Annotated in this window: 28 protein-coding genes; 15 read left to right on the top strand and 13 right to left on the bottom strand. The window is 68.8% G+C overall.

The window, feature by feature from the left end:
* The first annotated feature begins 110 nt into the window (after window positions 1–110).
* On the top strand, window positions 111–821 hold the full coding sequence (locus tag G6N30_RS22015) for a dienelactone hydrolase family protein (RefSeq protein WP_134061046.1): 711 nt from the start codon (window positions 111–113) through the stop codon (window positions 819–821).
* On the opposite strand, the gene G6N30_RS22010 is transcribed toward G6N30_RS22015, so the two are convergent.
* Together G6N30_RS22010 and G6N30_RS22005 are read right to left on the bottom strand one after the other, a co-directional pair.
* Complete coding sequence (locus G6N30_RS22010; protein WP_234880380.1) at window positions 822–1,655, bottom strand: hypothetical protein; 834 nt, start codon at window positions 1,653–1,655, stop codon at window positions 822–824.
* Between the two features lie 178 nt (window positions 1,656–1,833).
* Window positions 1,834–2,490 carry a TetR/AcrR family transcriptional regulator gene (locus tag G6N30_RS22005; RefSeq protein WP_134061047.1) on the bottom strand — a complete coding sequence of 219 codons (657 nt, stop codon included), beginning with the start codon at window positions 2,488–2,490 and terminating at the stop codon, window positions 1,834–1,836.
* A 61-nt stretch (window positions 2,491–2,551) separates the two neighbouring features.
* Between G6N30_RS22005 and G6N30_RS22000 the strand changes: the two genes are divergently transcribed.
* Both G6N30_RS22000 and G6N30_RS21995 read left to right on the top strand, forming a co-directional pair.
* Window positions 2,552–3,397, top strand: a complete 846-nt coding sequence (locus G6N30_RS22000) for an alpha/beta fold hydrolase (RefSeq protein ID WP_134061048.1) — start codon at window positions 2,552–2,554, stop codon at window positions 3,395–3,397.
* Between the two features lie 114 nt (window positions 3,398–3,511).
* Window positions 3,512–4,120 (top strand): TetR/AcrR family transcriptional regulator, encoded by a 609-nt coding sequence (locus G6N30_RS21995; RefSeq protein ID WP_134061049.1) that lies wholly within the window; start codon window positions 3,512–3,514, stop codon window positions 4,118–4,120.
* Window position 4,121: 1 nt separating this feature from the next.
* On the opposite strand, the gene G6N30_RS21990 is transcribed toward G6N30_RS21995, so the two are convergent.
* Together G6N30_RS21990 and G6N30_RS21985 are read right to left on the bottom strand one after the other, a co-directional pair.
* The gene (locus G6N30_RS21990) at window positions 4,122–4,589 is read right to left on the bottom strand and encodes an SRPBCC family protein (protein WP_134061050.1); all 468 of its coding nucleotides are present in this window, start codon (window positions 4,587–4,589) and stop codon (window positions 4,122–4,124) included.
* The gene (locus G6N30_RS21985; RefSeq protein ID WP_134061051.1) at window positions 4,586–5,422 is read right to left on the bottom strand and encodes an SDR family NAD(P)-dependent oxidoreductase; all 837 of its coding nucleotides are present in this window, start codon (window positions 5,420–5,422) and stop codon (window positions 4,586–4,588) included. The genes G6N30_RS21990 and G6N30_RS21985 overlap by 4 nt, the downstream gene beginning before the upstream one ends.
* A gap of 85 nt (window positions 5,423–5,507) precedes the next feature.
* Between G6N30_RS21985 and G6N30_RS21980 the strand changes: the two genes are divergently transcribed.
* A complete protein-coding gene (locus G6N30_RS21980) occupies window positions 5,508–6,164 on the top strand; it encodes an SGNH/GDSL hydrolase family protein (RefSeq protein WP_134061052.1) in 657 nt (218 codons plus the stop codon).
* A gap of 22 nt (window positions 6,165–6,186) precedes the next feature.
* On the opposite strand, the gene G6N30_RS21975 is transcribed toward G6N30_RS21980, so the two are convergent.
* Both G6N30_RS21975 and G6N30_RS21970 read right to left on the bottom strand, forming a co-directional pair.
* Entirely contained in the window at window positions 6,187–9,090 is a 2,904-nt protein-coding gene (locus tag G6N30_RS21975) for an MMPL/RND family transporter (RefSeq protein WP_134061053.1), read from the bottom strand.
* Window positions 9,087–9,515: an MmpS family transport accessory protein gene (locus G6N30_RS21970; RefSeq protein ID WP_134061054.1), complete on the bottom strand. Its 429-nt coding sequence runs from the start codon at window positions 9,513–9,515 to the stop codon at window positions 9,087–9,089. Before G6N30_RS21970 ends, G6N30_RS21975 begins: the two co-directional genes overlap by 4 nt.
* A 367-nt stretch (window positions 9,516–9,882) precedes the next feature.
* Between G6N30_RS21970 and G6N30_RS21965 the strand changes: the two genes are divergently transcribed.
* A complete protein-coding gene (locus G6N30_RS21965) occupies window positions 9,883–10,329 on the top strand; it encodes an Rv1352/Rv1906c domain-containing protein (RefSeq protein ID WP_134061055.1) in 447 nt (148 codons plus the stop codon).
* A gap of 22 nt (window positions 10,330–10,351) precedes the next feature.
* Here the strand turns inward: G6N30_RS21965 and G6N30_RS21960 are convergent, their stop codons facing one another.
* The 3 genes from G6N30_RS21960 to G6N30_RS21950 all read right to left on the bottom strand — a co-directional run bounded on the left by G6N30_RS21960 (window position 10,352) and on the right by G6N30_RS21950 (window position 11,897).
* Window positions 10,352–11,083, bottom strand: a complete 732-nt coding sequence (locus tag G6N30_RS21960) for a ZIP family metal transporter (RefSeq protein WP_134061056.1) — start codon at window positions 11,081–11,083, stop codon at window positions 10,352–10,354.
* A gap of 12 nt (window positions 11,084–11,095) precedes the next feature.
* Window positions 11,096–11,353 (bottom strand): hypothetical protein, encoded by a 258-nt coding sequence (locus G6N30_RS21955; RefSeq protein WP_134061057.1) that lies wholly within the window; start codon window positions 11,351–11,353, stop codon window positions 11,096–11,098.
* A gap of 145 nt (window positions 11,354–11,498) precedes the next feature.
* Window positions 11,499–11,897: a heme-binding protein gene (locus G6N30_RS21950; RefSeq protein ID WP_134061058.1), complete on the bottom strand. Its 399-nt coding sequence runs from the start codon at window positions 11,895–11,897 to the stop codon at window positions 11,499–11,501.
* Window positions 11,898–12,345: 448 nt separating this feature from the next.
* On the opposite strand from G6N30_RS21950, the gene G6N30_RS21945 reads away from it, so the two are divergent.
* On the top strand, window positions 12,346–13,308 hold the full coding sequence (locus tag G6N30_RS21945; RefSeq protein WP_134061059.1) for a ferritin-like domain-containing protein: 963 nt from the start codon (window positions 12,346–12,348) through the stop codon (window positions 13,306–13,308).
* 57 nt (window positions 13,309–13,365) lie between these two features.
* Here G6N30_RS21945 and G6N30_RS21940 read toward each other — a convergent pair whose 3' ends face one another.
* Together G6N30_RS21940 and G6N30_RS21935 are read right to left on the bottom strand one after the other, a co-directional pair.
* Window positions 13,366–14,721: an APC family permease gene (locus G6N30_RS21940; RefSeq protein ID WP_134061060.1), complete on the bottom strand. Its 1,356-nt coding sequence runs from the start codon at window positions 14,719–14,721 to the stop codon at window positions 13,366–13,368.
* A 108-nt stretch (window positions 14,722–14,829) separates the two neighbouring features.
* Window positions 14,830–15,183, bottom strand: a complete 354-nt coding sequence (locus tag G6N30_RS21935; protein ID WP_134061061.1) for a VOC family protein — start codon at window positions 15,181–15,183, stop codon at window positions 14,830–14,832.
* A 93-nt stretch (window positions 15,184–15,276) separates the two neighbouring features.
* Here G6N30_RS21935 and lipE point away from each other — a divergent pair, with 93 nt between their 5' ends.
* From lipE to G6N30_RS21920, 3 genes are all read left to right on the top strand, one after another.
* A complete protein-coding gene (gene lipE / locus G6N30_RS21930; RefSeq protein WP_179965513.1) occupies window positions 15,277–16,542 on the top strand; it encodes a lipase LipE in 1,266 nt (421 codons plus the stop codon).
* Window positions 16,542–17,210, top strand: a complete 669-nt coding sequence (locus G6N30_RS21925) for a PAS and ANTAR domain-containing protein (RefSeq protein WP_134061063.1) — start codon at window positions 16,542–16,544, stop codon at window positions 17,208–17,210. The genes lipE and G6N30_RS21925 overlap by 1 nt, the downstream gene beginning before the upstream one ends.
* 139 nt (window positions 17,211–17,349) lie before the next feature.
* Window positions 17,350–17,733: an STAS domain-containing protein gene (locus G6N30_RS21920; protein ID WP_134061064.1), complete on the top strand. Its 384-nt coding sequence runs from the start codon at window positions 17,350–17,352 to the stop codon at window positions 17,731–17,733.
* On the opposite strand, the gene G6N30_RS21915 is transcribed toward G6N30_RS21920, so the two are convergent.
* Entirely contained in the window at window positions 17,703–18,821 is a 1,119-nt protein-coding gene (locus G6N30_RS21915) for an FAD-dependent oxidoreductase (RefSeq protein ID WP_134061065.1), read from the bottom strand. The genes G6N30_RS21920 and G6N30_RS21915 overlap by 31 nt on opposite strands.
* Entirely contained in the window at window positions 18,818–19,708 is an 891-nt protein-coding gene (locus G6N30_RS21910) for a DUF1295 domain-containing protein (RefSeq protein ID WP_179965512.1), read from the bottom strand. The genes G6N30_RS21915 and G6N30_RS21910 overlap by 4 nt, the downstream gene beginning before the upstream one ends.
* A 139-nt stretch (window positions 19,709–19,847) precedes the next feature.
* On the opposite strand from G6N30_RS21910, the gene G6N30_RS21905 reads away from it, so the two are divergent.
* From G6N30_RS21905 to G6N30_RS21880, 6 genes are all read left to right on the top strand, one after another.
* A complete protein-coding gene (locus G6N30_RS21905; protein ID WP_134061066.1) occupies window positions 19,848–21,038 on the top strand; it encodes an acyl-CoA dehydrogenase family protein in 1,191 nt (396 codons plus the stop codon).
* A complete protein-coding gene (locus G6N30_RS21900; RefSeq protein WP_163687735.1) occupies window positions 21,031–22,170 on the top strand; it encodes an acyl-CoA dehydrogenase family protein in 1,140 nt (379 codons plus the stop codon). The genes G6N30_RS21905 and G6N30_RS21900 overlap by 8 nt, the downstream gene beginning before the upstream one ends.
* Before the next feature lie 68 nt (window positions 22,171–22,238).
* Window positions 22,239–23,510, top strand: coding sequence for a GTP cyclohydrolase II (locus G6N30_RS21895; RefSeq protein ID WP_134061068.1), 1,272 nt, complete (start codon window positions 22,239–22,241; stop codon window positions 23,508–23,510).
* On the top strand, window positions 23,507–24,676 hold the full coding sequence (locus tag G6N30_RS21890; RefSeq protein ID WP_134061069.1) for a URC4/urg3 family protein: 1,170 nt from the start codon (window positions 23,507–23,509) through the stop codon (window positions 24,674–24,676). The genes G6N30_RS21895 and G6N30_RS21890 overlap by 4 nt, the downstream gene beginning before the upstream one ends.
* Before the next feature lie 19 nt (window positions 24,677–24,695).
* Window positions 24,696–25,325: a uracil phosphoribosyltransferase gene (gene upp / locus G6N30_RS21885; RefSeq protein WP_134061070.1), complete on the top strand. Its 630-nt coding sequence runs from the start codon at window positions 24,696–24,698 to the stop codon at window positions 25,323–25,325.
* A gap of 39 nt (window positions 25,326–25,364) precedes the next feature.
* Complete coding sequence (locus G6N30_RS21880) at window positions 25,365–26,300, top strand: NAD(P)/FAD-dependent oxidoreductase (protein WP_134061071.1); 936 nt, start codon at window positions 25,365–25,367, stop codon at window positions 26,298–26,300.
* Window positions 26,301–26,340 lie beyond the last annotated feature (40 nt).

The following is a 26,340-nucleotide window of genomic DNA, read 5'->3' as shown; positions in this document are numbered from 1 at the left end:
CCGGCGTGGATTACCCCGAGCGCGGCTTCTCACACCTGCACCGGTCCGCGGCGGCTACGCCGAAGGCGAACAACCGCCGTGATCACGGCCGATCTGGCAGCGTCGGCGGCATGACGACGGTTTCGCTGCGCCGCTCGATCGGCGACCTCACCTTCGACCACGTGCTGATCCAGCCGGAGGAGCGGGAACCGTCGCCGGCAACGGTGTTGGTGTTCCACGGGATGGAGGGCCGCAGCGACGCCCAGCTCGCGATCGCCGAGCGGCTCACGCAGTGGGGCTATCAGGCGATTGCCGTCGACCTGTTCGGTGAGGCGGTCAGCGCCGGTGGTGCGCAGCGGTGCGCCGAGGAGATGACGGCGTTCCTCGGCGACCGCGCCGCATTGGCCGAACGGCTGTCGGCGGTGCTCGCCGCACTGACCGCAGTGCCCGACGTGGACCGGGACGCGGTCGCGGCGATCGGGTTCTGCTTCGGCGGCCTGTGCGTGCTCGACGTGGCGCGGGCGGGTCATCCGCTGCGAGCGGTGGTGAGTTTCCACGGCTTGCTGACCGCGCCGGAGTGGGCCGCCGACGGGCCGGTCCCGGCGCGGGTGGCGGTGCATCACGGGTGGGACGATCCGCTCGCGCCGCCGGAGGACGTGGTGGCACTCGGACAGGAGCTCACCGCACGGGGAGCCGATTGGCAGTTGCATGCGTACGGCGGCGCGAAGCATGCGTTCATGGCGCCGTTCGCCGATCAGCCCGAGCGCGGCATCCAGTACCACCCGGTGGTGGCGGAACGGGCCTGGCGAGCGTTGGGCGACTTCCTTGACCAGACGTTCTGACTAGAAGGCGGTGCCTTCGCAGACGAGGTCGCGGGGCATCGACAGCTCGCTGGGTAGCTGCACGGGAAGACCGGGCACCGTCGGCAACGTGATCGCCGGCGGCGCGGTGGCGGGCGGTGCGGTGAGGGCGGAAGCCGCCGCGCCGGCCGCCTGTGCGGCGTCGACCGGCGGGGGCAAGGGCGCAGACGCCTGCTCGACGGGGGCTGCGACCGGCGCCTCGACCGGTGCGGGCGGAGGTTCTGCTGCCGGTGGCGGCGGAGCCGGCGTTTCCGGTGGCGGCGGCGCGTCCGCAATCGGTGGCGGGGTCGGCGCTTCCTCGGCCTGCTGTGCGATCGGCGCGGCGGGTGCGGCGGGCGGGGCGATCGCTTCGGGCGCCGGGGGTGGAACGGGAATCGGAGCCTCGGGCACCGGCGGAGGGGCGGGCGCCGACAACGGCGCGACCGGCGCGGCCGGCGGTGCGGGGATCGCCACCGCCGGGACCGGCGGCGGCGCGATCGGCGGTAGGCCTGCGGCGAGCGGCACCGCGGGCGCGACGGGTGCGGGCACCGGCGGGACGGGCGCTGCGGCGCCTGCGGACTCGACGAGGACCGCCGCGGGCGCCTCGGCCGCCGGAACCGGTGCGGGCGCCGCCGGCGGTGCCTCGACCGGCACGGACATCGCCTCGACCGGAGCGGCGGGCACGCTCTCTGACGGCGGTGCGGCCTGCTCCGCCAGCACCGCGGCCGCACTGTTCAGCGACTGCTCGAGGTCGGGCGGGGACGCCGCGAACTCCTGCACCATGGCCAGGCACGGCACGCCCGGGCTGGGCTGCGCCGCCACGGGCCCCGCGGTCACCTGGCCACCCACCGACATCAGTGCGGCTGCCGCCACCACCGTTGTGGCAAAACGACTTTCGTTCCGCACGAAGGGATCTCCGACCTCTGGGAAATGATCTTGTACGAGGAACCTAATGAACGCCCGCCGCTCCTCAAACGTGGATTCTGAGCAGTTACCGAACCGATGCGAACGAGTGTCACTGCGGTGATCCGCCACCGGTGAACCGGCCGGCGATCCCGTCGATCAGTCGGTCACACACCGCGTACATCTCCTCGCGCGCCCGGTCGGCGTCTTCTGCGCGAGAGATGTACAGCGCGGCCTCGTCGAGTGCGCCCAACACCATGTGCGCGGTCGGCCGCACCGGCTGCGGAGGGATCGCCTGTTCGTCGATGGCCTGAGTCAGCAGCGCCTCGATGACACCGAGGCCGTACTCGACACCGATCTCGCGCCAGCGTTGCCATCCGAGCACCGCGGGCGCGTTGAGCAGTGCGATGCGGTGGATGTCGGGAGCCGCGCACCGCTGCAGGAACAACCGGGCGCCCGCCCGCATCGCCGCCAACGGATCCGAGGGCGCCTGCGCGGCGATGTCGGCGGCCAGCTCGGCCACCAGTTGCTGTTCGACCTCCTCGTACACGGCCTCGAACAACGCCGCCTTGTCGGCGAATTGGTGGTACAGCGCGCCTCGGGTGACGCCGGCCGCGTCGACGATCGCCTGGGTGGACACCTCCGCGAAGGGCAGCTGCGCGAACAACCGGCGCCCGGCCGCCATGAGCCGGGACCTGGTCTCGGCGGTGCGCTGGGCCTGCGTGCGCCGGGCCGGGCGCTGCGTCGCCGACCGATCGTTGACTTTCATACAGTCTGCACGTAACTTTCGTACGAGGTGTTCGTAAGTTTCCCGACGAAGGGTATCCGACATGCCGACGCTGACCTTGCCGACCGCGGCCTTGACGTACCGCGCCGTCGGGCCCGAGACTTCCGCGCAGCCGCCCGTGTTGTTCGTCCACGGCGCGCTGGTCGACCACCGGCTCTGGGATCCCGCCGCAGCGATGTTGGCGGCGAGAGGCTTTCGCTGCATCCTGCCCGACTGGCCGCTCGGGTCGCACCGCATTCCGGTCGACGCCGAGCTGTCGCCGGCGGCCGTGGCGGAGATGGTCCGTGATGTCATCACCGCGCTCGATCTGCGTGAGGTCACGCTCGTCGGAAACGACACGGGCGGTGCCATCTGCCAGCTGGCGGTGACGGCCTATCCCGGGCTCGTCGACCGCTTGGTGCTCACCAACTGCGACGCGTTCGACAAGTTCCCGCCGTTCCCGTTCAACGTGGTGTTCGCGATGCTGCGCGGTCAGTGGTCGATCAAGCTGCTGATGGAGTCGATGCGGGTGCGCGCGTTGCGGCACTCCCCGTTCGGATACGGGTTGCTCTGCCGGCCGCGACCGGAGTTGACCGCGTCGTGGGTGCGGCCGTGCCAGACCGATCCGCGCATCCGGGCGAACCTCGCCTCGCTGCTACGCCACATCGCCACAACCGATCTCATGGAGGTGGGACGTCAGCTGCCGGGGTTCACCGGACCGGTGCGGGTGGTGTGGGGGATGCGGGATCGGTGCTTCACGCCGGCGCTCGGCCGCCGGCTGGCAGCGGCGTTCCCGGACGCGACGATGGTCGAGGTGCCGCACGCGAGCACCTTCGTGGCACTCGACGCCCCGGACGCCGTGGCCGATGCGGTCGAGGCGGTGTCGGCCCAGACCGCAGGCGCTCAATAGCCGGATTTACGTGACGCTGCGGCGATTGTCGGGCCGGATCTCCGCCCCGGCGTTACGCGAACGCGCGCCCACATCGACACGGTAACTATCTGGGAGCGCGCTATCATTTCTTGCGTGACTTCGCGCACCCGGCGCTCGGACGCATTCGCCAACGTCCACCGTATCGTCGCCGCAGCGCGCGAGGTGTTCGGCCGCGACGGCGACAACGCGACCCTCAGTCAGGTGGCCGAGGCCGCCGGTGTCGCGAATGCCACGCTCTACCGGCATTTTCCGAACCGCCGCGCCCTGGCCGCCGCCGTCTACGAGGACATCGTCGTCACCGACATCAAACCCGCCATCCTCGCGCTGGGCCGGGACGCACCGCGCGCCGCGTTCATCGATGCGCTCGCCCACCTCGAGGAGGTGATGTTCCGGCAGCGTCCGCTACTGGCCTCCATCGGCGACCTCGCCGAACTCACCGCCCAACTGTTCACCCGGGACCGCGATCAGTTCGACGACATGATCATGCAGGCGCAGGCGACCGGCGAACTCCGCCCCGACCTCACCTCCGACGACGTCGCGACCTTCGTGGCGATGGTCACCACCGCCTCGGTCGCGATGAACCAGCCCCGGGCGATGCGCCGCCGCTACCTCAGCCTGATGTTCGACGCGCTGAATCCCGCTGCCACCGAACCTCTTCCAGAACCAGCGCCCCGCACCCGCAGAGAACAGTCCGCCCGCTGACTCAGGCGAACCGGTCGTGCAGCCGCCGCAGCGTCTCCTCGATACCGTCGGCATTGCGCTTGGCGAAGCCGGTCCGCTCGTAGTAGTGCAGCGCGTCCTTGACCGCCCTGGTGTCCCGGTAGTCGAAGGTCTCGGTGACCCGTGTCCGCGTCGGCGAGATCTCCTCGAACTCGAACCGCCAGTGGTGCCCGAAGGGATGCCGCCACTCGACGAGCCGATCCGGATTGAGCGCGGTGACCGTGCTCGTGATCCGGTACGGAACCCCGAACATTCGCATCTTCGTCGAGAATCGGGACCCGGCAACCAGATTCGTCGGTGCATCGATGTTCGCGCCCACCGTGCCGGACCCGTCGAACTCGTGGTGGCGCCGCGGGTCGGCGACGAGCGCGAACACCTCGCCCACCGGCGCGTCGACCTCGACAGCCCGGCTCACCTGACCGGGTCCGTTGTCCACCACCGAAACCGTCATGACATCGCCTTCGCACCCAGCAGTTCGAGGCTGCCGTCCCACAGCCGCTCGGCGGCGCGGGCATCGTCGGCGATCTTGTTCGCCCGGGCCACTTTGTGCTTGTAGTAGTACTCCCCCGACTGCCAGTCCACGCCCGGCTCGGCCGAGGCCAGCCACACCAGTTCGTCGCTGCCCTGCTCGGTCCCGATCAGCGCGACGTGGCGCAGCGGGCTGCGGTAGAGCACCCCGAACAGCGGGTTGTCGACCTCCGCGCTGAAGTTCGAGGCCACCGGCCCGGGATGGAATGCGGCCGTGGAGATCCCGGCCCCGTGATAGCGGCGGTGCAGTTCCTTGGTGAACAGGATGTTCGCCAGCTTCGACGTGCCGTAGGCCAGCGATCCGTTCTGGTTCTGCACCGCGTCGAGATCGTCGAAGCCCACCCGCGCGAACTTGTTGGCCATGCTCGAGGTGTTGAGCACCGACGCACCGGACTCCACGAGCCGGTCGAGCAGCAGCGTCGTCAGCAGCATCGGCGCCAGATGGTTGACCTGGAAGGTCTTCTCGAATCCGTCCACCGTGGTCTCGCGGGTGTTCATCATCCCGCCGGCGTTGTTGGCCAGTACGTCGATCCGCGGATAGGTCTCGAGCAGTCGCCGTGCCAGCTCACGCACCTGCGCCAGATCGGCGAAATCGGCGACGAAGGAATCCGCGCCCAACGGTTGCGCGACGGCCGCGGTCTTCTGCGGTGAGCGCCCCACCACCACGACGTTCTCACCGCTGCGGGTCAACCGCTTGGCCGCCGCGGCGCCGACACCGTCACTGGCGCCGGTGATGACGATCGTTCTCCCGGCCACAGGTCTGCCCCTCTCGTCGACTCCACGAGGGTAACCCGCATCGATAATCCCGTCCGGTGCACCGCCTCGGCGCTACGGTCGTCGCATGGCCGTCAAACGTGTTCTGTGCTTCGGTGACTCGCTGACCTGGGGATGGGTTCCGGTCGAGGACGGGGTGCCCACCGAGCGCTATCCGCGCGACGTGCGGTGGACCGGAATCCTCGCCGACGAGCTCGGTTCGGACTACGAGATCATCGAGGAGGGCCTCAGCGCCCGCACCACCACCGCCGACGACCCCGGCGATCCGCGCCTGAACGCTTCGGCCTACCTTCCGTCCTGCCTGGCCAGCCACCTGCCGCTCGACCTGGTGGTGATCATGCTCGGCACCAACGACACCAAGGCGTACTTCCACCGCGAACCGCTGGACATCGCGATGGGCATGGGCGTCCTGGTGACCCAGGTGCTCACGAGCGCGGGCGGTGTCGGCACCATCTATCCCGCGCCGCGGGTGCTCGTCGTCGCGCCGCCACCGCTCGCTTCGATGCCCCACCCGTGGTTCTCGCTGATCTTCGCCGGCGCCCGGGACAAGACCGCCGCACTGCCGGAGGCGTACTCCGCGCTGGCGTCGTTCATGAAGGTCGACTTCTTCGACGCCGGTTCGGTCGTCAGCACCGACGGCGTCGACGGCATCCACTTCACCGAGCAGAACAACCGGGATCTCGGGGCCGCGATAGCAGAGAAGGTCGGCGCGCTGCTGTCGTAGCGCGCCGACCTCCGTCAGCTCATCAGGGTGCCGGTACCGGTTCCGGCGCCCGCGGCGGCGGCGGCACCGACGGCCATGGCGACGGCACCGGCTGGTTGCGCACCCGCTGCGGCCACCAGAACCACTTGCCCAGCAGCGCCGCGATCGACGGCGTCATGAAGGCGCGGATGACCAGGGTGTCGAACAGCAGACCCAGGCCGATCGTGGTACCCACCTGGGCGATCACCGTCAGCTCACTGACCGCCATCGAGATCATCGTGAACGCGAACACCAGACCCGCCGCGGTCACCACCGAACCGCTGCCACCCATGGCCCGGATGATGCCGGTCCGCAGGCCTGCGTGTATCTCCTCTTTGAGTCGGGAGACGAGGAGCAGGTTGTAGTCCGCGCCGACCGCCAGCAGGATGATGACCGACATCGCCATCACCATCCAGTGCAGTTCGATGCCGATGATGTGCTGCCAGATGAGGACTGACAAGCCGAACGAGGCGCCCAGCGACAACACCACCGTGCCGACGATCACCGCCGAGGCGACCACGCTTCGGGTGATGAGCAGCATGATGATGAAAATCAGTGCGAGCGAAGCGATTGCGGCGATCAGCAGGTCGTAGGTGTTGCCGTCGTTCATGTCCTTGAACATCGCGGCGCTACCGCCGAGGTAGATCGTCGACCCTTCCAGTGGGGTGCCCTTGATGGCCTCCTTGGCCGCGGTCTCGATCTTGTCGATCTTGGCGATGCCCTCGGGGGTCAGCGGATCACCGTCATGGCTGATGATGAAGCGCACGGACTTGCCGTCGGGCGAGATGAACTGCTCCATACCGCGTTTGAAGTCCGCGTTGTCGAACACCTCGGGCGGCAGATAGAACGAGTCGTCGTTCATCGACGCGTCGAACGCCTCACCCATGACGGTCGTGTCGCCCTGCATCGCGGTCGCCTGATCCTGCATCCCCTTCTGGGTGGAATACATGTTCAGCATCATGACCTTCATGGTCTTCATCGTCTCGATCATCTTCGGCATCAGCGCAACCATCTGCGGCATGAGCGTGTCGAGGCGTTCCATGTCCGGGATGATCGCCTTGATGTCGTCGGTCATCACGTTGATGCCGTCGAGGGTGTCGAACACCGACCGGATCGCGAAGCAGACCGGGATGTTGTAGCAGTGGGGTTCCCAGTAGAAGTAGTTGCGGATCGGCCGGAAGAAGTCGTCGAAATTCGCGATGTGGTCGCGCAATTCCTCGACGTCGACGGTCATGTCCTTCATCTTGGTGACCATGCTGTGCGTGGTGGCGGCCATCTGGACGGTGATGCCCTGCATCGTCTCCATGTTGTCGATGGTCGTCTGCATGTCGTCGGCCTGTTTGAGCATCTGAGCCGTGAGGCCCTCGTTGTACTTCTCGGTGAGCTTCTGCTGGGTGCCCTGCATACCGATCAGGAACGGGATCGACGTATTCGAGATGGGCTTGCCGTCCGGGCGGGTGATGGACTGCACCCTGGAGATGCCCTCGACCCCGAAGATCGCCTTCGAGATCTTGTTGATGACCAGGAAGTCCGCCGAGTTGCGCAGATCGTGGTCGGTCTCGATCATCAGCAGCTCGGGATTCATCCGGGCATTGGAGAAGTGGCGATCCGCCGCCGCGTAGCCTTCGTTGGCCGGCAGATCCGCGGGCAGGTAGTTGCGGTCGTTGTAGTTGGTCCGGTACCCGGGCAGCGTGAGCAGACCGACCAGCGACAGCGCGATGGTGGCGATCAGGATCGGCCCGGGCCAGCGCACGGTCGCGGCGCCGATCTTGCGCCAGCCGCGGACCCGCATCGCACGCTTGGGCTCGAGCAGGCCGAACTTGCTGGCGACGGTGATGATCGCGGCACCGAGCGTCAGCGAGGTGAGCACCACGACGACCATGCCGATCGCCAGCGGAACACCGAGGGTCTGGAAGTACGGCAGCCGGGTGAAGCTGAGGCAGAACGTGGCGCCGGCGATGGTGAGACCGGAACCGACCACGACGTGCGCGGTGCCGTGGAACATCGTGTAGAACGCGGTCTCTTTGTCCTCGCCGAGACCCCGCGCTTCCTGATATCGGCCGATCAGGAAGATCGCGTAGTCGGTCGCGGCCGCGATCGCCAGGGTGACCAGGAGGTTCGTCGCGAAGGTCGAGAGCCCGATGATCTCGTGATAGCCGAGGAACGACACCACACCGCGGGCCGCCGCCAGCGACAGGACGACGGAGACGAGCATCAGCAGCACGGTGACGATCGACCGGTAGACGAGCAGCAGCATCACGATGATGACCGTGAACGTGACCATCTCGATCAGCCGCATGCTGCGGTCGCCTGCGATGTGCTGGTCGGCGGCCAGCGCGGCCGGACCGGTCACGAAAGCCTTGACGCCCGGCGGCGGCTCGAGGCTTCCAACGATGGTCTGGACGGCTTCCACCGACTCGTTGGCCAGCGACTCGCCCTGGTTACCGGCCAGCTTCACCTGAACGTAGGCGGCCTTGCCGTCGTTGCTCTGGGATCCCGACGCGGTCATCGGATCGCTCCAGAAGTCCTGCACCGACTGCACGTGCTTCGGGTCGGCTTCGAGCTTGTCGATCATCTGGTCGTAGAACGCGTGCGCGGCGTCGCCGAGCGGCTCTTCGCCCTCGAGCACGATCATGACGTTGCTGTCGGAGTCGCCCTCTTCGAAGACCTCACCGACGCGCTGCATGGAGATCATCGCCGGGGCGTCGTGCGGGCTCATCGAGACCGCACGCATCTGACCGACGTCTTCGAGCTGCGGCACGATCACGTTGAGGACCGCGATGATCGCGATCCAGATGAGGATGATCGGCACGGCGAGCGCGCGGATCGTCCTGGGGATGAATGGACGGCGCTGGGGCTTCTGCGGCGGGAACGCGTCGGTGGGCGCGTCGGTCGTGGGCGCGCTCATGCGGACTTCACGAAGCAGTAGGTCAGGGCGTTCACGCCGGTCGCGGTCCTCTCGTCTTTCACTTCGCCGTCGACGGTGATTCGGCACGTGATCGAATCGCCGTCGCCTTGGGCGACGATGTTGGGGGCAGCGGAGGCCTCAGTGGTCTCCAGCGTGATCCCCCAGGGGATTGCTGTGTTGTCGAGCCGCTGCGGTTTCGCATCGAGATCGAGGTAGTTGATGTTGGCGTAGCTGCCGGATCCCGAGATCTCGTAGCGGACGACCTTGGGGTCGAACGGCTCCGGATCGTCGGCGAAGACTCGTGGGGTGACGGTGATGCCGTCGGATCCGAAGAAGCCGCGGATGCGGTGCACGGTGAAGCCCGCGATCAGCACCACGACCAGTACAACGATGGGTATCCACGCCTTTTTGGCGACACTCAACATTTCTATTTCCCCGACAGTCGCTGGCTCGTCGTCTCGGTCAACCGGCCACGCGGAGCACGGCCGTGCCACACCTGATGGCCGCATCTTCTCTCAAAGGCGTGCCGGGTGCGAAACCGCGACCCGTCGAGGGCACCCGCCATGACGTGATTGCGACCCCGTCACTGCAGCTCATGGCCACTGTGGGCACCTCGCTCCTTCTCCGCTCCGCTAAAAACTTAGCCAGTATAAACAGGAACCTTAGGGGATTTAAACGCTGATAGCAGCGGCCTCTCCGCGAGCCGAGACGGCGATCACCACGGCGGCTCGATCGTGATCTGAATCACACGGCAGGCCGACGCTTAGCTTGGCTAGAGGTACGATGCCCGGCATGAAGTCACTCCGGTTCGCTGCGGGCGCTCTGGCCTCCGCCGCGGTGGCAGTGGCCGTGGCGGCCCCAGCCCTCGCGGACCCGGAACCGGCGCCGCCGCCCCCGGCGCCGCCCGCCCCCGCGTCGACGATCGACAAGGACGGCACGTACAAGGTGGGCGTCGACATCATGCCCGGCACGTACACGGCGGCGGCGCCCGCCGAGACGGCGTGCTACTGGAAACGGGTCGGCGCGGACGGCAAGCTGCTCGACAACGCGCTGACCAAGAAGCCGGCGTCGGTGCGGATCGAACCGACCGACGCGAGCTTCACCACCAACGACTGCCAGACGTGGCAGTTGAGTGCGTGCGGCACCGCCTGCCCGCCGCCGCCCCCGCCGCCCGGTCCACTGGAGATACTCGGTCAGCTGACCCCGATGCTCGGCAACGCGAAAGGTCCGCGGCCCTGACCTGTTGAGTCCGCCGCCGTGATCAGGCGGCGAGCATGAAGGACAGGAAAAAACCACCCGCTGTGGCGAAAGCGTTGAGCGGTCGGCCGTGTTCGAACGCCTCGGGCATCAAGGTGTCGGCCAGCGAGGCCAGGACGGCGCCGCCGGCGAAGGCCAACGCCAGTGCGAGGACGTCCTCGCTGAGCCCACCCGCGGTCGCCCGGCCGAGCACGACGGCCGCCGCCAACAGCACCGCACATGCCAACCACGTGGAAACCACTGTGCGCCCGGACATCCCGGAGTTACGCATCGCGACGGCGCCGACCAGCGATTCGGGCAGGTTCGAGAAGAAGATCGCCGCGAGCAGGGACAGCGACGCGCCGCCGACCAGCGAGACGCCGAGCGCCACGTTCTCCGGGACGCCGTCGAGTGTGACGGCCGCGAGCAGAGCCAGGCCGACGCCGCGGCGGGCACCAGAGGCCGCGACCTCACGGGCGTCCGGATCCGCCCGCCCGGACACGTACTTGTCGAGCAGGGTGTCGGCGATGACGAATGCCGCTGCGCCGGCGAGCAATCCGAGGCCGGCGTGCCAGCCGCCGGCCATCGCGAACGCCTCCTCGAAGAGTTCGAAGGTCAGCGCCGAGATCAGGGCGCCGCTGGCGAAGGCGAGCAGGACGCCGGTGACCCGCTTCGGCGGGCTCCACCGCACCCCGGCCAGCGCGCCCATCACGAGTGCGCTCGACGCCGCGAGCCCGAAGTAGACCGCGGTCAACACGGCGTCAGCGCTCTAGGTGGTGGCGGGTACTTGCGCGGAGGCCATTTCCTGACGCTGGCGCTCGCGGGCCTGCGCGCTGAAGCAGAGGATGCTGGCGGCGAAGCTGAGGACGGCGATCACACCGGCGGCGGCCGCGACCGCCGTATCCGAGGTGCCAAGGCTGGCAAGGGATACCGCGAGTGCGATGACCGCGGTGAAGTTGAGGAACAACGCGGTGGTGGCGATCGCCTCGGTGGTCGCGTCGGCTGGTGCTGAAACGCGCTCGCCCATCGGAGGTCTCCTATTCATGCTGCGTCTCGCTGCAGGTGATGGGCTATTTGTTACCCACGAGCGGCGACCTCAAACCGCTACGCGCAGTGCGACGGCCCGCCGCCGCGACCGAATCGCGACGACGGGCCGTCGGGGGTACTGCGTGTCAGCCGGCCATGAACTGGTCGTAGGCCGACGCCAGATCGGCGGGCAGCACGCTCACGTTGCACTGACGCTGCGTCTCGCCGATGGGCGCCAGGATCCCGCGCAGTTCGTAGTACTCCTGCGTGTTGGCCGTGAAGTAGCCGCGGATGTTGGCCTCCGCCTGCGGGCGGGGCTGGTTCATCGCCGCGGTCACCACCTGATTGGCGCCCGGATGAGCGGCCAGGTACTGGCGAGCCGAACCGGTCACGCTGCTGACCGTGTTGGCCACTCCGCTGGCCGAGCAGTCCACCGCCGCCGACGCCGTCGGGGCCGCAATGGTTGCTGCGGCCACACCGCCGAACAGGCAACCGGCGAACACACCGGCGATCCCCCGGCGAGCACCATTACCACTGAATTTCATGATCACTTCCCTCTTCGGATCTGGTGAATTCGTGCGCTGTCGATAGCGCTTTCCCCGCCCAGAAGCGAAAGTACCCGAACGAAATTCGAGCGAATCGGGTGTTGCCAGGGCGCGACGGCACCCGTCGTCGGCGTTACACGAAAGGGACGTGATCTGCCTCTCGAAATCAGCCTCATCCTGGCAATGAACGCCTTGTCGGCCACAGTTTCTCAGAGTTCGCCGCCCATCCTTAATTGATCGTGATGCGGATGGATATCAAATCGTTATGGGCGCCGTTGCGTAGCGCATGCCATTTTCGTGCGAACTCAAAGATCAGCGGCAATGAGCCGACAATGAGCTACGTCACATCGGGCCGAATGGCGATTACTCGTCTCCCACGGGGGCAACCCAACTCGTGGTGCACCCGAGCGCCGACAGGAAAGAAGTCAACGCGAACAGGGAGCGAAACTTGACTACCGCAGATACCACGAAGTTGCTCGCACAGTTGCGGGCGATACTCGACCTCACCAACACCGAGATCCAGGTCGCCGAGACTCGGATCGCGCAGGCCCGTACAGAGGCGGTCCGCACGGAGTTGCAGCAGAACGCCTCCAACGGACGCGACCGCGCCGAGGCGATCGAGACCACGATCCGCGATCTCGGCGGATACCCCGATGTCATCGGGCCGTTCTTCGGCCGTGCCGCAGCCGCCGTGAAGGCGCTGACCGAGCAGGCCGAACCGTTCGACGAGGCGCTGCTGGGCGACCTGGCCCTCGAGGACCAGCTCCTCGACCGGTCGCGCTACCTCAAGGCACTGGCCGTCGCCGCCAAGCAGCCTGACGTGCAGGCCCTGGCCGACCGTCTGATCACCGCGCACTCCGCGACGGTGGACTGGCTGACCACGGTGCTGGCCGAGGACGCCCTCGGTGGGCCTGCCGCGCTGCGCCGTACCCCGCTGCAGGCGGCGACCGGCGTCGCGGTCAAGGCGGTCAACCTGCCGCTGACCTGGACCACCCGCGGTGTCGACCGCACGGTCGAGGCGCTGCGCAGCACCGGCCCGGCCTTCAACGACCTGGTCAGCCGCGGCGCGCGTGTCACCGAGGTGGCGACGAAGGCGATCACCGCTTCGCGAGACGCGGCGCTGGCGACCGCGGAGAAGGTCACCCGCGACGAGGGTGCCGGCCGGGCCGCCGATGCCCTGCATTCCGTTCGTGACGGCGCCGGCGTGCTCGACGCCTCCGAGTTGCCGATCAAGGGTTACGACGAGCTGACGGTCACCGAGGCGGTCGCCGAGGTCAAGGACCTCACCGATCCGTCGGACATCCGGACGATCGTCGCGTGGGAGGAAGCGCACAAGAACCGCTCGCGCGTCGTGTCCGCCGCCCAGACGCGGCTGGCAGCCATCGCACAGGAGGTCGTCGGCATCAGCTAGACGTCTCACCACGACAGAACCCCGCAGCTCCGGCTGCGGGGTTTCGTCGTTGCGGGACTACCTGCCTGTCGTCTCGGGCGCTTTCTCGTGCCGGGTGGCCGCGCGGGCCGCCGCGTAGAGCACGCCGCCCACCACCAGCATGATCGCCGCGAACAACCACACCTTGGCGGTCTGCTGGGTCATCAGCAGCACGCACGAGGCCACCCCGAGCACCGGCACCGCCGTCCAGACCTGGAAGTGGTCGTGGTCGACCCGATCCCGGCGCAGCACCAGCACCGCGACGTTGGTGGAGATGAACACGAAGAGCAGCAGCAGCACCACGGTCTCGGCCAGCGTGGACAGCTCCCCGACGAGCGTGAGCAGCATCGCCACCACAGTCGTCGCGACGATCGCCACCCACGGCGTCCTGCGCTGCGGCAACACCCTGCTCAGCACCGTGGGGAGCAGCCCGTGCTCGGCCATTCCGTAGGTCAGGCGGCTGGACATGATCATCGTCAGCAGTGCGCCGTTGGCGACGGCGACCAGGGCGATGGCGCTGAACAGCCAGTCCGGCACGCCGACGCCGGCCGCCGCGACCACGTCGAGCAGCGGGCCGGACGATTGCGACAGCTCGTCGGCGGGCAGGGCGATCGCGCTGGCGATCCCGACCAGGGCGTAGACCACGCCTGCGGTGATGAGCGCGCCGAACAGCGCGGTCGGATACACCTTGCTCGGATTGCGAATCTCCTCGGCGACGTTGGCCGACGTCTCGAAGCCGACGAACGAGTAGTACGCGACGATGGCGCCGGCCAGGATCGCCAGCGCGGGGGTGGCGCCGTCGGGGAACTCCCCGACCCGGCTCACCTCACCGCGGCCCCCGCCGACCATCACCGCGACGGCGATGATGACGATCAGCAGACCACTGAGTTCGATGACGGTCATCACCACGTTGCTCTTGACCGACTCGCTGATGCCCCTGGCGTTCAGCGCCGCCACGAGCGCCAGGAACACGATCGCGGCCGGGATGGCGGGCACGTCGATGAACGTGGAGAGGTAATCACCCGCGAACGCCAGTGCGAGGCCGGCCGCACTGGTCACGCCGGCCGCCAGCATGCTGAACCCGACCAGGAACGACACCGCGGGCTGCTTGAACGCCCGCTCCGCGAAGACGGCGGCGCCGCCGGCCTTCGGGTACTTGGTCACCAACTCGGCGTAGGAACCGGCCGTGAGCAGTGCCAGCAGCAAGGCGACGATCAGCGGTGCCCACAGCACCCCGCCGACGTCCTCGGCGAGCACGCCCATCAGCGCGTAGATGCCCGCCCCCAGCACGTCACCGAGGATGAACAGGTACAGCAACGGTCCGGTGATCTTGCGTTTGAGTTTGCCGTCCGCCGACTCGTCCGCCCGCACCTGGTCTGTCGCTTCCGGGGACATCCCTACCTCCACCAGGAGATGCGCCGGAAGCGACTCTTCCGGCGGCGATGCGTTAGCAGGTACCCAGGTCGGCGTGCGCGCAAGCCTGGTCGGCCGGGTGTCGGACCGTCAGTAGTGAACGCGGAACCCGCCGATGAGACGCAGGGTGTTGCCGTCGGGATCGGTCAATGTCGCCAACCGCACCCCCTTGTCTGCGTCGACGATCGGCTCGGCCCCGATGCCGCGGCTCGCCACCTCGGCGAGGTGACCATCCAGATCGTCGACGGCGAAGTTGAGCAGACCCGACCCCGCACGGTCGGGGTCGATGAAGACCTGGACCCAGCTACCCGGCCTGACCTGCCATTCCAGCAACGTCGGCATCGGGTTGTTGTCCGCCGCCCGCCCGAACAGCGATGAGTACCAGCGGCCGCTCTCGTCCATATCGGACACCGGCACGACCGCCAGCAGATGGTCGATGGTCATAGGGTCCTCCTTTTCTTTCCAGTCATGACGACTCCGTGACAGGCCCTGACTCATCGCTCGGCCGCCGATCTGCCTGTGGCCTACCCTTGCCCGATGACCAGCACCGAGAAGCCGGAGGGCCGCATCAGGGTGCCGGACGACCTCGATGCGGTCACCACCGTCGGTGCGGAAGACCACAGCGGCGTCGACCCCGCGGCCGTCGAGCGCATCTGGCAGGCGGCGCGGCACTGGTACTCCGCGGGCATGCATCCGGCGATCCAGGTGTGTCTGCGCCGCCACGGCCGGGTCATCCTCAACCGCGCGATCGGCCACGGGTGGGGCAACGGGCCCGACGACCCCGCCGACGCCGAGAAGATCCCGGTCACGCCCGACACCCCCTTCTGCGTGTACAGCGCCGCCAAGGCGATCACCACGACGGTCGTGCACATGCTGGCCGAACGGGGTCACTTCTCGTTGGACGACCGGGTCTGCGAGTACCTGCCGAACTACACCAGCCACGGCAAGTACCGCACGACGATCCGCCACGTCATGACCCACAGCGCCGGCGTCCCCTTCCCCACCGGGCAGCGGCCGAACCTCAAGCGCATGAACGACAGCGACTACGCCCGAGCGATGCTCGGCGACCTGCGCCCGCTGTACCGGCCCGGCTTGGTGCACATCTATCACGCGCTGACATGGGGACCGCTGGTACGCGAGATCGTCTCCGCGGCGACGGGACGCAACATCCGCGACATCCTCGCCGCCGAGATCCTCGAACCACTGGGCTTCCGCTGGACCAACTTCGGTGTCGCCGAGGACGACGTCGCGCTCGTCGCGCCCAGCCACGCCACCGGGAAACCGCTTCCGCCGCCGATCGCCGCTGCGTTCCGCACAGCCGTCGGCGGCACGTTGCACCAGATCATCCCGTTCACCAACACCCCGCTGTTCCTCACCGGGGTCGTGCCGTCGTCGAGCACGGTGTCGACCGCGCAGGAACTGTCGCGATTCGCCGAACTACTGCGCCGCGGTGGTGAACTCGACGGGGTCCGGGTGCTGTCGCCGGAGACGCTGCGCGAGGCCACTCGTGAGTGCCGTCGCCTGCGTCCCGACCTCGCGACCGGTCTGATGCCGCTGCGCTGGGGCACCGGATACATGCTGGGCTCCAACCGGTTCGGGCCGTTCGGCCGCAACGCCCCTTCGGCGTTCGGCCACACCGGACTCGTCGACATCGCGGTGTGGGCCGATCCGGCGCGTGGACTGGCGGCAGGCGTGGTCAGCAGCGGAAAGCCCGGGCGGCACCGTGAGGCCAACCGCTACCCGGCGCTGCTGGACCGGATCAACTTCGAGCTGCCCCCGGACAACGGTGAGATACTCGGCTGATGCCACGTACTGGTGGGGGAAGGCGCTTCGGGGACGGCGCCGCCGACGGTCAGCCGTCGCACATCGGGAGCTTCAAGTTCTACTTCGTCGGTCAGCGCTGGGAGTGGTCCGACGAGGTGGCCCGGATGCACGGGTACGAACCCGGCACGGTGGAACCCACCACCGAACTCCTGCTGTCGCACAAACACCCGGACGATCTGCGGCTGGTGCAGGATCTGCTCGACCACGCGCTGCACACCGGCGACTCCTTCTCCAGCAGGCACCGGTTCATCGACACCCGCGGTCAAGAGCACGACGTGCTGGTGGTGGCCGACCGGATGTACGACGACCGCGGCTCGGTCATCGGGTCGACCGGCTACTACATCGATCTCACCGCGAGCCTCGACGAAGTCCGCCAGGAGGTGCTCGACGACCAGCTCCCCAGCCTGTTCGAATCCCGGGCGGTCATCGAACAGGCCAAGGGCGCGCTGATGGTGATCTACCGGATCAGCGCCGAACAGGCGTTCCGCGTGCTGCAGTGGCGGTCCCAGGAGACCAACAAGAAGCTGCGGTCACTCGCCGCGCAACTGGTCGCCGAGATCGGCGAGCTGCCCGCGGCGCCGTCGTCCACCCAAAGCCAGTTCGACCACCTGCTGCTGACGATTCACGCACGTGTCGCGAGCGAATGATGCGCTGAACGGATAACCCGCACCGCGGTCGCCGACTAGGCTTTGAGCGCTGATCCGATGGACCCGGACCAGCCCACCCGTCGGCGCCGTCAGCCGCGGCACAGGACAGCGGATGAGGCAGCAAGGCAGGCTGGCACGAATGCAAGCGTTGGAGGTCGAACACGACGTGCGTGCGGACGCCGTCGTGGTTCACGTGAGAGGTGACGTCGACTCGATGTCGGTCGACACCTTGAACACCCACCTCGCGAAGGCACGGATGAACGCCCTGGGCCATGACGGCCACCTGGTCCTCATCGATCTGTCGGGGGTCACCTATTTCGGCAGCGCCGCCCTCACCGCCGTCCTGTCGTGTCACGAGGACGGGTTGGCGGAGGGCATCGCGGTGGTGCTGGTCGCCGATCAGCCCTACGTGAAGCAGCCCATCGAGATCACCGGCCTCGACCGCGTACTCGAGACGTATCCGACCATCGAGGCGGCGCTCCGGAGCCGCGGTCAGGACCCGGGCGGACGCACGCCGCGGTAGATGCCGCGCCGCACGATCCACGGCTGCAGCACCCGGTCGACCGACCACGCCGGGAACCGGAACGCGGACCCGTTGGGCGCGAACACCTCCAGGCCGTCGGGTTGGACGCCGAGCACCGAACCCCACCGCCGGGTGGGTGCGCGGTAGTCGCGCAGCGGCCGGCCGGCGAAGTCCGCGATGACATTGCGGGCGAGGAGTTTGTCGGCGCGGTTGCGGGCGCTGCTCCGCAGCGGGTCGGTGGCCGCCACATCGCCGATCGCGTAAACCCCCTGCTGCCCAACCACTTTGAGCTGCGGTGTGACGGTGACGAAACCGTCGTCGTCCAGCAGTTCGGCGGGCAGCCAGTCGGTGTTCGGCCGCACGCGCCCGATCGCCCACAGCACCGCATCGGCCGACGACGCCGGCTGCCCGGTACTCCACTCGACCGGCCCAGACGTGATGCGGTCGCACGCGAAGCCGTCGGGGACGACGGCGCGGTGCCCGGCCCGCAGCACCACACCGAGCCGATCGAGGCGACGGGCGATCCTCCCCCACACCCGCGGATGGTGCTGCGGCAGCGGACGACTCCCCGGAAAGCACAGTTCGACGCGGGTTCCGGGCCAGGCCAGCGCCAGGTTGGCGGCGCTGCTGACGGCCGCCGCACCGCCGCCCACGACGAGCACCGAACGCGCGGCCGCCACGCGTTCGTGGTCGGCACGCAGTTGGGCGGCGACCTCGTCGGGCGAGCGGTAGCCGGGCCTGCGCCAGAACCCGTTGCTCACCCCGGTCGCGATCACCAGCGCGTCGAAATCCTCCACCATCGCCGACCCGTCGACCAAGTGCCCGAACACCTTCCGACCCGCGAGGTCGGCTCCGGTGAGGGTGGCGTGCTCGGTGCGCACGCGGTCGAGAGCACGGAACCGGTCGAACGAAATCCAGTAGTCGCGCGCCCAGTCGTCGGGGCGGGCGAGGCGTACGCCGAGTTCCTGCCCGCTGACCAGACCGGGTTTCCCCGAGATGCCGACCACGTCGGCATGGCGGGCCAACCGCATCGCGGTCAGCACACCGCTGTCGCCGAGACCGGCGATGACGACGCGCGGACGGCTCACACCCGCGCCTTGCGCGGCGGGCGTGGCACGAACCGCGACACCCGGTCGATCACGTCCTGGTAGCCGGGACGCCGCGCCAGACTTCGCGTCTCCATCATGGGGATACTGGCGCCGAGGAACATCGCGAGCATCGCCAGCGCACCGGCGAACAGCCACCAGGCGTCACCCGGCGAAGCCGCCACACCGAACAGCGCGAGCGCCACCCAGAAGCCGCACTCGCCGAAGTAGTTGGGGTGCCGCGACCACGCCCACAACCCGCGGTCCATCACCTCACCCGGGCTGCGGGCGGCGACGAAGCGGTGCATCTGCACGTCGGCGACCAACTCGAGCGTCACCGCGGTCACCGCGATCACGAAAGCCATTGCGGTGAGCCACATCCAGCCACGCCCGGGCGTCGTCACAGCGACGTAGACCGGAAGCATGGCGAGGAACACCTGCAGGGTGGGGATGAGGTGGATGGCGACCAGGTCGACGACGAACTCCCAGCGTCCGGCCCGCTCACGGAACATCGGGTAGCGCCAGTCCTCGTGGTGCAGACCGGGAAACGCATACAGCCAGTTGCCGGTCAGGCGGATCGCCCAGTACCCGACCGCGACCGCGATCAGCGCGCAGCGCACCGCGTCGGCGTCGGGGCTCTGGCTCCACCAGTAGACGAACAGCAGCGGCGGGACCACGCTCCAGTAGGCGTCGTAGAAGCTGGAGTTCCGGTACACGCGGCTGAACGCGAAGACCACCGCGGTGCCGGCCACGTCGGCGATCAGCGTGTCCAGCCACAGCCGTCCGGTGTCCGGTCCCCACACCAGCCACGCCGCGGCGGCGGCCAGCGCGGCGACGTATGCCGCGGCGATCACCGCCAACGACGCGGCCTTACTCCGTTGCGAAGCCACTTCGGCACCTCCTGAAGCGGCCCGACCTGGAGTGACGTGGGCCACAGCGGCTCGAACAGTAACACGTTCCAGTCCTGCCGTCGGCGGTGTCGTCCGCCCTGCTCGTCGGCCACGATCACCCCTTGCTTATCGTGACTGGATGAGCACCGCCGCCGATGCCGACCGGGTCGCCGAACTCGCCCACCGCGTCGTGTCCGAACACGACCCCAAGACGGTGCCGATCCAGGAGTTCCTCGGCGCCTGCTACGACATCGGGCTGTCGTGGGTGAACTTCCCGGAGGGTCTCGGCGGACTCGGGGTGTCCCGCGGCCTGCAGGCCGTGGCCGACGGCATCCTCCAGGGTGCGGGCGGACCGGTTCCCTTGGGGCTCAACCCGATGGGCTACGGCATGGCGGCGCCGACGGTGCGCGAACACGCCCAGAGCGACGACCTCAAACGGTTCTGGCTGCGGCCGCTGGCCACCACCGAACACATCTGGTGTCAGCTGTTCTCCGAGCCCGGCGCGGGGTCCGATCTCGCCGGGCTGGCGACCTCGGCGGTGCCCGACGGGGACGACTGGGTCATCAACGGGCAGAAGGTGTGGACCAGCCTGGCCCACCGGGCGCGATGGGGTCTGCTGCTCGCCCGCACGGATCCGGATGTGCCCAAGCACAAGGGCTTGACGTACTTCGTCATCGACATGCACGCACCCGGCGTGGAGACCAGGCCGCTGCGCCAGCTGACCGGCCACGCGGAGTTCAACGAGGTGTACTTCAGCGACGCCCGCATTCCCGACGTGCACCGGCTGGGCGCCGTCAACGACGGCTGGCGCGTCGCGATGACCACGTTGATGAACGAGCGCAGCGCACTGGGCGCCAGCGGCAGCCGCCGCGGTGCGGGCACCATCGCCGACGCCGTCGCGCTCTGGGCGTCGCGGCCCGAGCGCCAGACACCGGTCCTGCGCGACCGGCTGTCGGAACTGTGGCTGCGCGCCGAGGCGCAGCGATTGACCTCGGAACGGTCACGGGCGTCGGCGACCGTCGGCGGACCCGGGCCGGAAGGCTCGATCGGCAAGCTGGTCGGCGCCGAACTCAATCAGCGGATCTACCAGTGGTGCATGGACTTCCTCGGTCCGGAGGGGCTGCTGTACCACGGCTACGGGATGAACAGCGGGGACACGAGCGACTGGCGCGGCCCCATCCAGCAGCGGTTCCTGCGTAGCCGCGCCAACACCATCGAAGGCGGTACCTCCGACGTGATGCGCAACATCCTGGGCGAGCGGGTGCTCGGTCTGCCGGGCGATCTGCGGGCCGACGCAGGAATGCCGTGGAAGGAGATCCCGCGTGGCTGAGGAGCTTGCGGAGTTCGTGTTCACCGACGAGCAGCGGCAACTGCGTGATGCGGTGCGGGGGTTCTGCGCCGACCACTTCGGCGAGCAGACGGTGCGCCGGCTCATGGAGTCCGATCCACCGTTCGATCCGGGGTTGTGGGCGCGGCTGGGCGGCGAACTCGGCGTGCTGGGTCTGTCGGTGCCCGAGGCCGACGGCGGCGTCGGCGGCACCCTGGTCGACCAGGCCGTCGCGGTCGAGGAGTTCGGCGCATCGCTGGTGTGCGGGCCGCTGTTCGGGACGGTCTACCTCGCGGTGCCCGCCCTGGTGGCCGCCGCATCAGGACAGGCCCGTGACAGTCTGCTCGCCGACCTCGTCGAGGGCACCCGCACCGCCGCGTTCGCGGCGAGCGCCGATTGCGTGAGCGCCGACGGGGACACGCTCACCGGCGAGTTGGGCCCGGTGGTGGATGCCGGCGCGGCCGACGTCCTGCTGGTCGCGGCGACCGGGCCCGACTGGGTCGGTCTGTACGCGGTCGACGCCACCGCGGACGGTGTCGAGCGCACACCCCTCATCACGCTGGACCTGACCCGCCCCCAGGCCGCCGTCACGCTGTCGAATGCCCCGGCCACACTGATCGCCGGGCCCGAGGACGCGGAGCGGGTCATCCGGCATGCGCTGCACGTGGGTGCGGCGCTGCTGGCCGTCGAACAGGTCGGCGCGGCGCAGCATCTGCTCGACCTCGCCGTCGACTACGCCAAGTCGCGTCTGCAGTTCGGCCGGCCAATCGGATCCTTCCAGGCGGTCAAGCACCGATTGGCCGACATGCTGGTCGACGCCGAGCACGCCCGGTCGACGGCGTATCACGCGGTGTGGGCGCTGACCGACGGCTCCGACGACCCCGCGCTGGCCACGGCGATCGCGCAGGCGGTGTGTTCGGCCGCGCTCAGCCGCATCGCCGCCGACACCATCCAGGTGCTGGGCGGCATCGGGTTCACCTGGGAACACCAGGCGCACCTGTACTTCAAGCGGGCGACCACCGACGCCGCACTGTTGGGCAGCGCCGAGCAGCACCGCGCCCGTGTCGCCGAGCTCGTCCTCGACACCGCATCGCCGGACCGGGTGCCGCGGGTCGCGGCAGGCACCGCGGGCTGAGCGGACGCCCGGCGGGAACGCCGCGAAGTCGCTAAGCTGGCGCCTTTCCCTCAGATGGAGGTGTGACCATGTCGGCTGATCCCGGTGCCGCCGCGGCCAGATCCGGGAGCGGCCACATCCGGTTGACGTCGCACACCGGCCACATCGGCACACCGACGATCCGCTGGGGCGCCGCGACCGCGGCGGAGCGCGGCCCGGTCGTGGGCACCACCGCCAACCGGGCGCACCGCAACGTCATCGGCACCCACAGCGGTTCGTACAGCGTCTACCGGGCGTTGGCCGTCGCGGCGGGTGCGCTCAACCGCGAGCATCGCGCCGACCTGACCGACACGTCGCCCACCGACCTCGTCGGGCCGTACCCGCAGTGGAGCGACCCGGCGGCGATCGTGAGCATGGACCCGTGGGGCGCCAGCGTCGCCGACGTGTTCACCGCGGAACTCGCTGCCGGCCTTGATATCCGGCCGACCATCGCGATCACGAAGGCGCACGTGATCCTGCCGGAGATCACCGACGCGATCGGGAAGGGCCGGCTGGTTCCCGACGGCCGCATCCTGCTCGACAGCGGGGCCGCGCTGGTCACCAAGGCCGCCGTCGAACCGGTCTGGTGGCTGCCCGGGGTGGCGCAGCGGTTCGGATGCAGCGAAACCGATCTGCGCCGCGTGCTGTTCGAGGAGACCGGCGGCATGTACCCGGAGCTGGTGACCCGCTCCGATCTCGAGGTGTTCCTGCCCCCGATCGGCGGTCAGACCGTCTACATCTTCGGCAGCGCAGCCGATCTCGCCGACCCGTCGGTGGAGTTGACGGCGCGGGTGCACGACGAGTGCAACGGCTCGGACGTGTTCGGATCCGACATCTGCACGTGCCGGCCGTACCTGACCCACGCGATCGAGGAGTGCATCCGCGGCGCCCAGAACGGCGGCGTCGGCCTGGTCGCGTACTCCCGCAAGGAGGGCCGCGCACTCGGTGAGGTCACCAAGTTCCTGGTCTACAACGCCCGCAAGCGGCAGGTCGGCGGTGACACCGCCGACCAGTACTTCGCCCGCACCGAATGCGTGGCCGGCGTCCAGGACATGCGCTTCCAGGAACTGATGCCCGACGTGCTGCACTGGTTCGGCATCCGCAAGATCCACCGCCTGGTGTCGATGAGCAACATGAAGTACGACGCGATCACCGGCTCGGGAATCGAAGTGGGCGAACGGATCAACATCCCCGACGAACTCGTGCCCCCGGATGCGCGGGTGGAGATCGACGCGAAGATGGCGGCCGGATACTTCACGCCGGGTCCGGTGCCCGACGCCGAGCAACTCAAGAAGGTCAAGGGCCGCGGGTTGTCCCAATGACGCCGGACGGGGCCGTCGCCGCGCTGCGCACCACCGACGCCGTCCGCGACCGCGCCGGCCAACTGCTCCGCCGCGCCAGGGCGGGCGAGTCCGCATGGTTCACGGTGTGCGACGACGCGCTGGGCAACGCGGCGGGCGTCGTCGCCGAGGTGACCCGCACCCGCTATCCGGATCTCTCGATCCCGTTCCACAGCCGCTGGCGGCACTTCGAGGCCGGCGGGGTGAACCGCGCCGCCGGACTCGAGGCGAGCCCGCAGGCGATGATCGACCTCGCCGTCGTCAGCGTCCTGCTCGACGCGGGGGCCGGTGCGGACTGGAAATTCTCAGAAGCGTCCACCGGACAACGATTTTCACGATCCGAGGGGCTTGCCGTAGCCAGTTGGCACGCCTTCGCCGACGGGGTGTTCTCGGCGGATCCGGCCGATCCGCTGCGCGTCGACGCGGCGGGGTTGAAGGCGGTGACCGTCGATGACCTGGCGGCGGCGTTCCAGGTGTCGGCTGACAACCCGCTGGTGGGGCTCGACGGCCGGGTGGAACTGCTGCACCGCCTCGGTGACGCGGTGACCACCGACGTCTTCGGTGGCCGGCCGGGCGGGCTGTTCGACGCGCTCACCGCATCCACGCAGACCGTCGGGGCCCACGACATCCTGGCGCTGCTTCTCGACACGCTGTCGCTGATCTGGTTGAGCGGCAACGAGATCGCCGGCCATCCGGTGGGCGACTGCTGGCGCCACGCCGCGGTCACCGGCGGCGGGCTCACCGACGGCTGGGTGCCGTTCCACAAGCTGTCGCAGTGGCTGACCTACTCGCTGCTCGAGCCGTTCACGTGGGCCGGGGTGGAGGTGACGGGGGTGGACGCGCTCACCGGGCTGCCCGAGTACCGCAACGGCGGGCTGCTGATCGACACCGGGGTACTGATCCTGCGGGATCCCGAATACGCCTCTCGCACATGGCAGGTCGGCGACGAGCTGGTGGTCGAGTGGCGGGCGCTGACGGTGGCGCTGCTCGACGAACTGGCCCCGCTGGTCTGCGCGCAGCTGGGCGCCGAGATGCCGCTGGCCTGCGTCCTCGAGGGCGGGACGTGGGCGGCCGGGCGCGAACTGGCCCGGCGGACCCGCGGCGGGTTGCCGCCGTTGACCATCGCCAGCGACGGCACGGTCTTCTGACCGCAGAACAGGAGCAGACATGGGCGAAGTCCACCTCGTCGACCACCCGCTGGTGGCGCACAAGCTGACGCTCCTGCGCCGTAAGGACGCCTCGACGCACAGCTTCCGCCAGCTGCTGCACGAGATCTCCGCACTGATGGCCTACGAGGTGCTGCGCGACATCCCGACCCAGGACTTCGAGGTGGAGACCCCGCTGGAGACCACCGTCGGCAAGGTCATCGACGGCAAGAAGCTCGTGTTCGTGTCGATCCTGCGGGCGGGCACCGGCATCCTCGACGGCATGCTGGCCGTGGTGCCCGGCGCGCGAGTCGGCCACATCGGGCTCTATCGCGACCCGAAGACGCTCGTGGCCGTCGAGTACTACTTCAAGATGCCGGCGGGCATGGAGGAACGCGACGTCGTCGTGGTCGATCCGATGCTGGCCACCGGCCACTCCGCGGTGGCGGCGGTGGACCGGCTCAAGGAGTGCGGTCCGAAGTCGATCAAGTTCGTCTGCCTGCTCACCTGTCCGGAGGGGATTGCGGCGATGCAGGAGGCCCATCCCGACGTGCCGATCTACACCGCGGCCATCGATCGCCAGCTCGACGAGCACGGCTACATCGTCCCGGGGCTCGGCGACGCGGGCGACCGGATCTTCGGCACGAAGTAGCCGTTTGATCAACCCCCGGCCAGGGAATCGCTCGACACAATGACACACGAATGGGAATGCGTCGTCGTCGGTGGTGGCGCCGCTGGGCTGAGCGCCACGTTGGTCCTGGGACGGGCGCGGCGGCGCACCCTGCTGGTCGACGCGGGCGAGCAGAGCAACCGGTTCTCCGAGGGCATCGGGGGGCTGCTCGGGTTCGACCAGCGTCCGCCCGCCGAGCTGTACGAGACCGGGCGCAACGAGCTCAAGGCGTATCCGACGGTCGAGTTCCGAGAAGGCTCGGTGGTGCAGGGCGCCCCGCAGGACGACGGCTTCGTCCTCGACCTCGACGGCGGTGATCGGATCACCACCCGCCGAGTGCTGCTGGCCACCGGGATGCAGTACTGCCCGCCGGAGCTGCCCGGCCTCGAACCGCTGTGGGGTAAGTCGGTGTTCCAGTGCCCGTTCTGTCACGGCTGGGAGATGCGGGACAAGCGGCTGGCGTCTCTGGCGACCGGCGACGAGGCGATCCATGCGGCGCTGATGTTGCGCGGGTGGAGTGACGACGTGGTACTGCTGACCGACGGCAACCCGGAACTCGACGGCACCGACTTCGACCAGCTGAAGTCCGCCGGAGTCACGATCGACGACCGCCGGATCGCCGAACTGGAGGGCACCGACGGTCGGCTGACCGCGATCGCCTTCGCCGACGGCACCCGGCTGGAACGCGACGGGCTGCTGGTGGAGGCGCCGCTGCGGCAGCGCTCGCAACTCGCCGAACAACTGGGCGCCTCGTGCACGCCGGGCCCGCTGGCGGTGGACACCATCGGCATCGACGCACTGCACCGCACCTCGACCTCGACGGTGTTCGCCGCAGGCGACGTCTGCACCGAGCAGCCGTACGTCGCGGGCGCGATCGCCGCAGGAGCCCAGGCGGCGATGATCATCGCGCAGAGCCTGCTCTCGGAGCAGTTCGGGATGCCGTACCCGCCCGAGTAGCGATTTGTGCACGATAACGAGCGCCCACCGCGCGTAATCG

This window comes from Mycolicibacterium litorale (assembly GCF_010731695.1).
Taxonomy (GTDB): Bacteria; Actinomycetota; Actinomycetes; order Mycobacteriales; family Mycobacteriaceae; genus Mycobacterium; species Mycobacterium litorale.
This window is presented reverse-complemented; position numbering and strand designations above follow the sequence as displayed.

What these genes read in the sequence shown, in the direction of transcription:
- lipE (WP_179965513.1), top strand. Translation starts at nt 15,277, where the DNA reads ATGACCAGCACCGAGAAGCCGGAGGGCCGCATCAGGGTGCCGGACGAC.
- G6N30_RS21980 (WP_134061052.1), top strand. Translation starts at nt 5,508, where the DNA reads ATGGCCGTCAAACGTGTTCTGTGCTTCGGTGACTCGCTGACCTGGGGA.
- G6N30_RS21925 (WP_134061063.1), top strand. Translation starts at nt 16,542, where the DNA reads ATGCCACGTACTGGTGGGGGAAGGCGCTTCGGGGACGGCGCCGCCGAC.
- G6N30_RS21935 (WP_134061061.1), bottom strand. Translation starts at nt 15,183, where the DNA reads ATGACCATCGACCATCTGCTGGCGGTCGTGCCGGTGTCCGATATGGAC.
- G6N30_RS22000 (WP_134061048.1), top strand. Translation starts at nt 2,552, where the DNA reads ATGCCGACGCTGACCTTGCCGACCGCGGCCTTGACGTACCGCGCCGTC.
- upp (WP_134061070.1), top strand. Translation starts at nt 24,696, where the DNA reads ATGGGCGAAGTCCACCTCGTCGACCACCCGCTGGTGGCGCACAAGCTG.
- G6N30_RS21905 (WP_134061066.1), top strand. Translation starts at nt 19,848, where the DNA reads ATGAGCACCGCCGCCGATGCCGACCGGGTCGCCGAACTCGCCCACCGC.
- G6N30_RS21920 (WP_134061064.1), top strand. Translation starts at nt 17,350, where the DNA reads ATGCAAGCGTTGGAGGTCGAACACGACGTGCGTGCGGACGCCGTCGTG.
- G6N30_RS21890 (WP_134061069.1), top strand. Translation starts at nt 23,507, where the DNA reads ATGACGCCGGACGGGGCCGTCGCCGCGCTGCGCACCACCGACGCCGTC.
- G6N30_RS21970 (WP_134061054.1), bottom strand. Translation starts at nt 9,515, where the DNA reads ATGTTGAGTGTCGCCAAAAAGGCGTGGATACCCATCGTTGTACTGGTC.
- G6N30_RS21965 (WP_134061055.1), top strand. Translation starts at nt 9,883, where the DNA reads ATGAAGTCACTCCGGTTCGCTGCGGGCGCTCTGGCCTCCGCCGCGGTG.
- G6N30_RS21880 (WP_134061071.1), top strand. Translation starts at nt 25,365, where the DNA reads ATGACACACGAATGGGAATGCGTCGTCGTCGGTGGTGGCGCCGCTGGG.
- G6N30_RS21955 (WP_134061057.1), bottom strand. Translation starts at nt 11,353, where the DNA reads ATGGGCGAGCGCGTTTCAGCACCAGCCGACGCGACCACCGAGGCGATC.
- G6N30_RS21950 (WP_134061058.1), bottom strand. Translation starts at nt 11,897, where the DNA reads ATGAAATTCAGTGGTAATGGTGCTCGCCGGGGGATCGCCGGTGTGTTC.
- G6N30_RS21940 (WP_134061060.1), bottom strand. Translation starts at nt 14,721, where the DNA reads ATGTCCCCGGAAGCGACAGACCAGGTGCGGGCGGACGAGTCGGCGGAC.
- G6N30_RS21895 (WP_134061068.1), top strand. Translation starts at nt 22,239, where the DNA reads ATGTCGGCTGATCCCGGTGCCGCCGCGGCCAGATCCGGGAGCGGCCAC.
- G6N30_RS22005 (WP_134061047.1), bottom strand. Translation starts at nt 2,490, where the DNA reads ATGAAAGTCAACGATCGGTCGGCGACGCAGCGCCCGGCCCGGCGCACG.
- G6N30_RS21975 (WP_134061053.1), bottom strand. Translation starts at nt 9,090, where the DNA reads ATGAGCGCGCCCACGACCGACGCGCCCACCGACGCGTTCCCGCCGCAG.
- G6N30_RS21990 (WP_134061050.1), bottom strand. Translation starts at nt 4,589, where the DNA reads ATGACGGTTTCGGTGGTGGACAACGGACCCGGTCAGGTGAGCCGGGCT.
- G6N30_RS22015 (WP_134061046.1), top strand. Translation starts at nt 111, where the DNA reads ATGACGACGGTTTCGCTGCGCCGCTCGATCGGCGACCTCACCTTCGAC.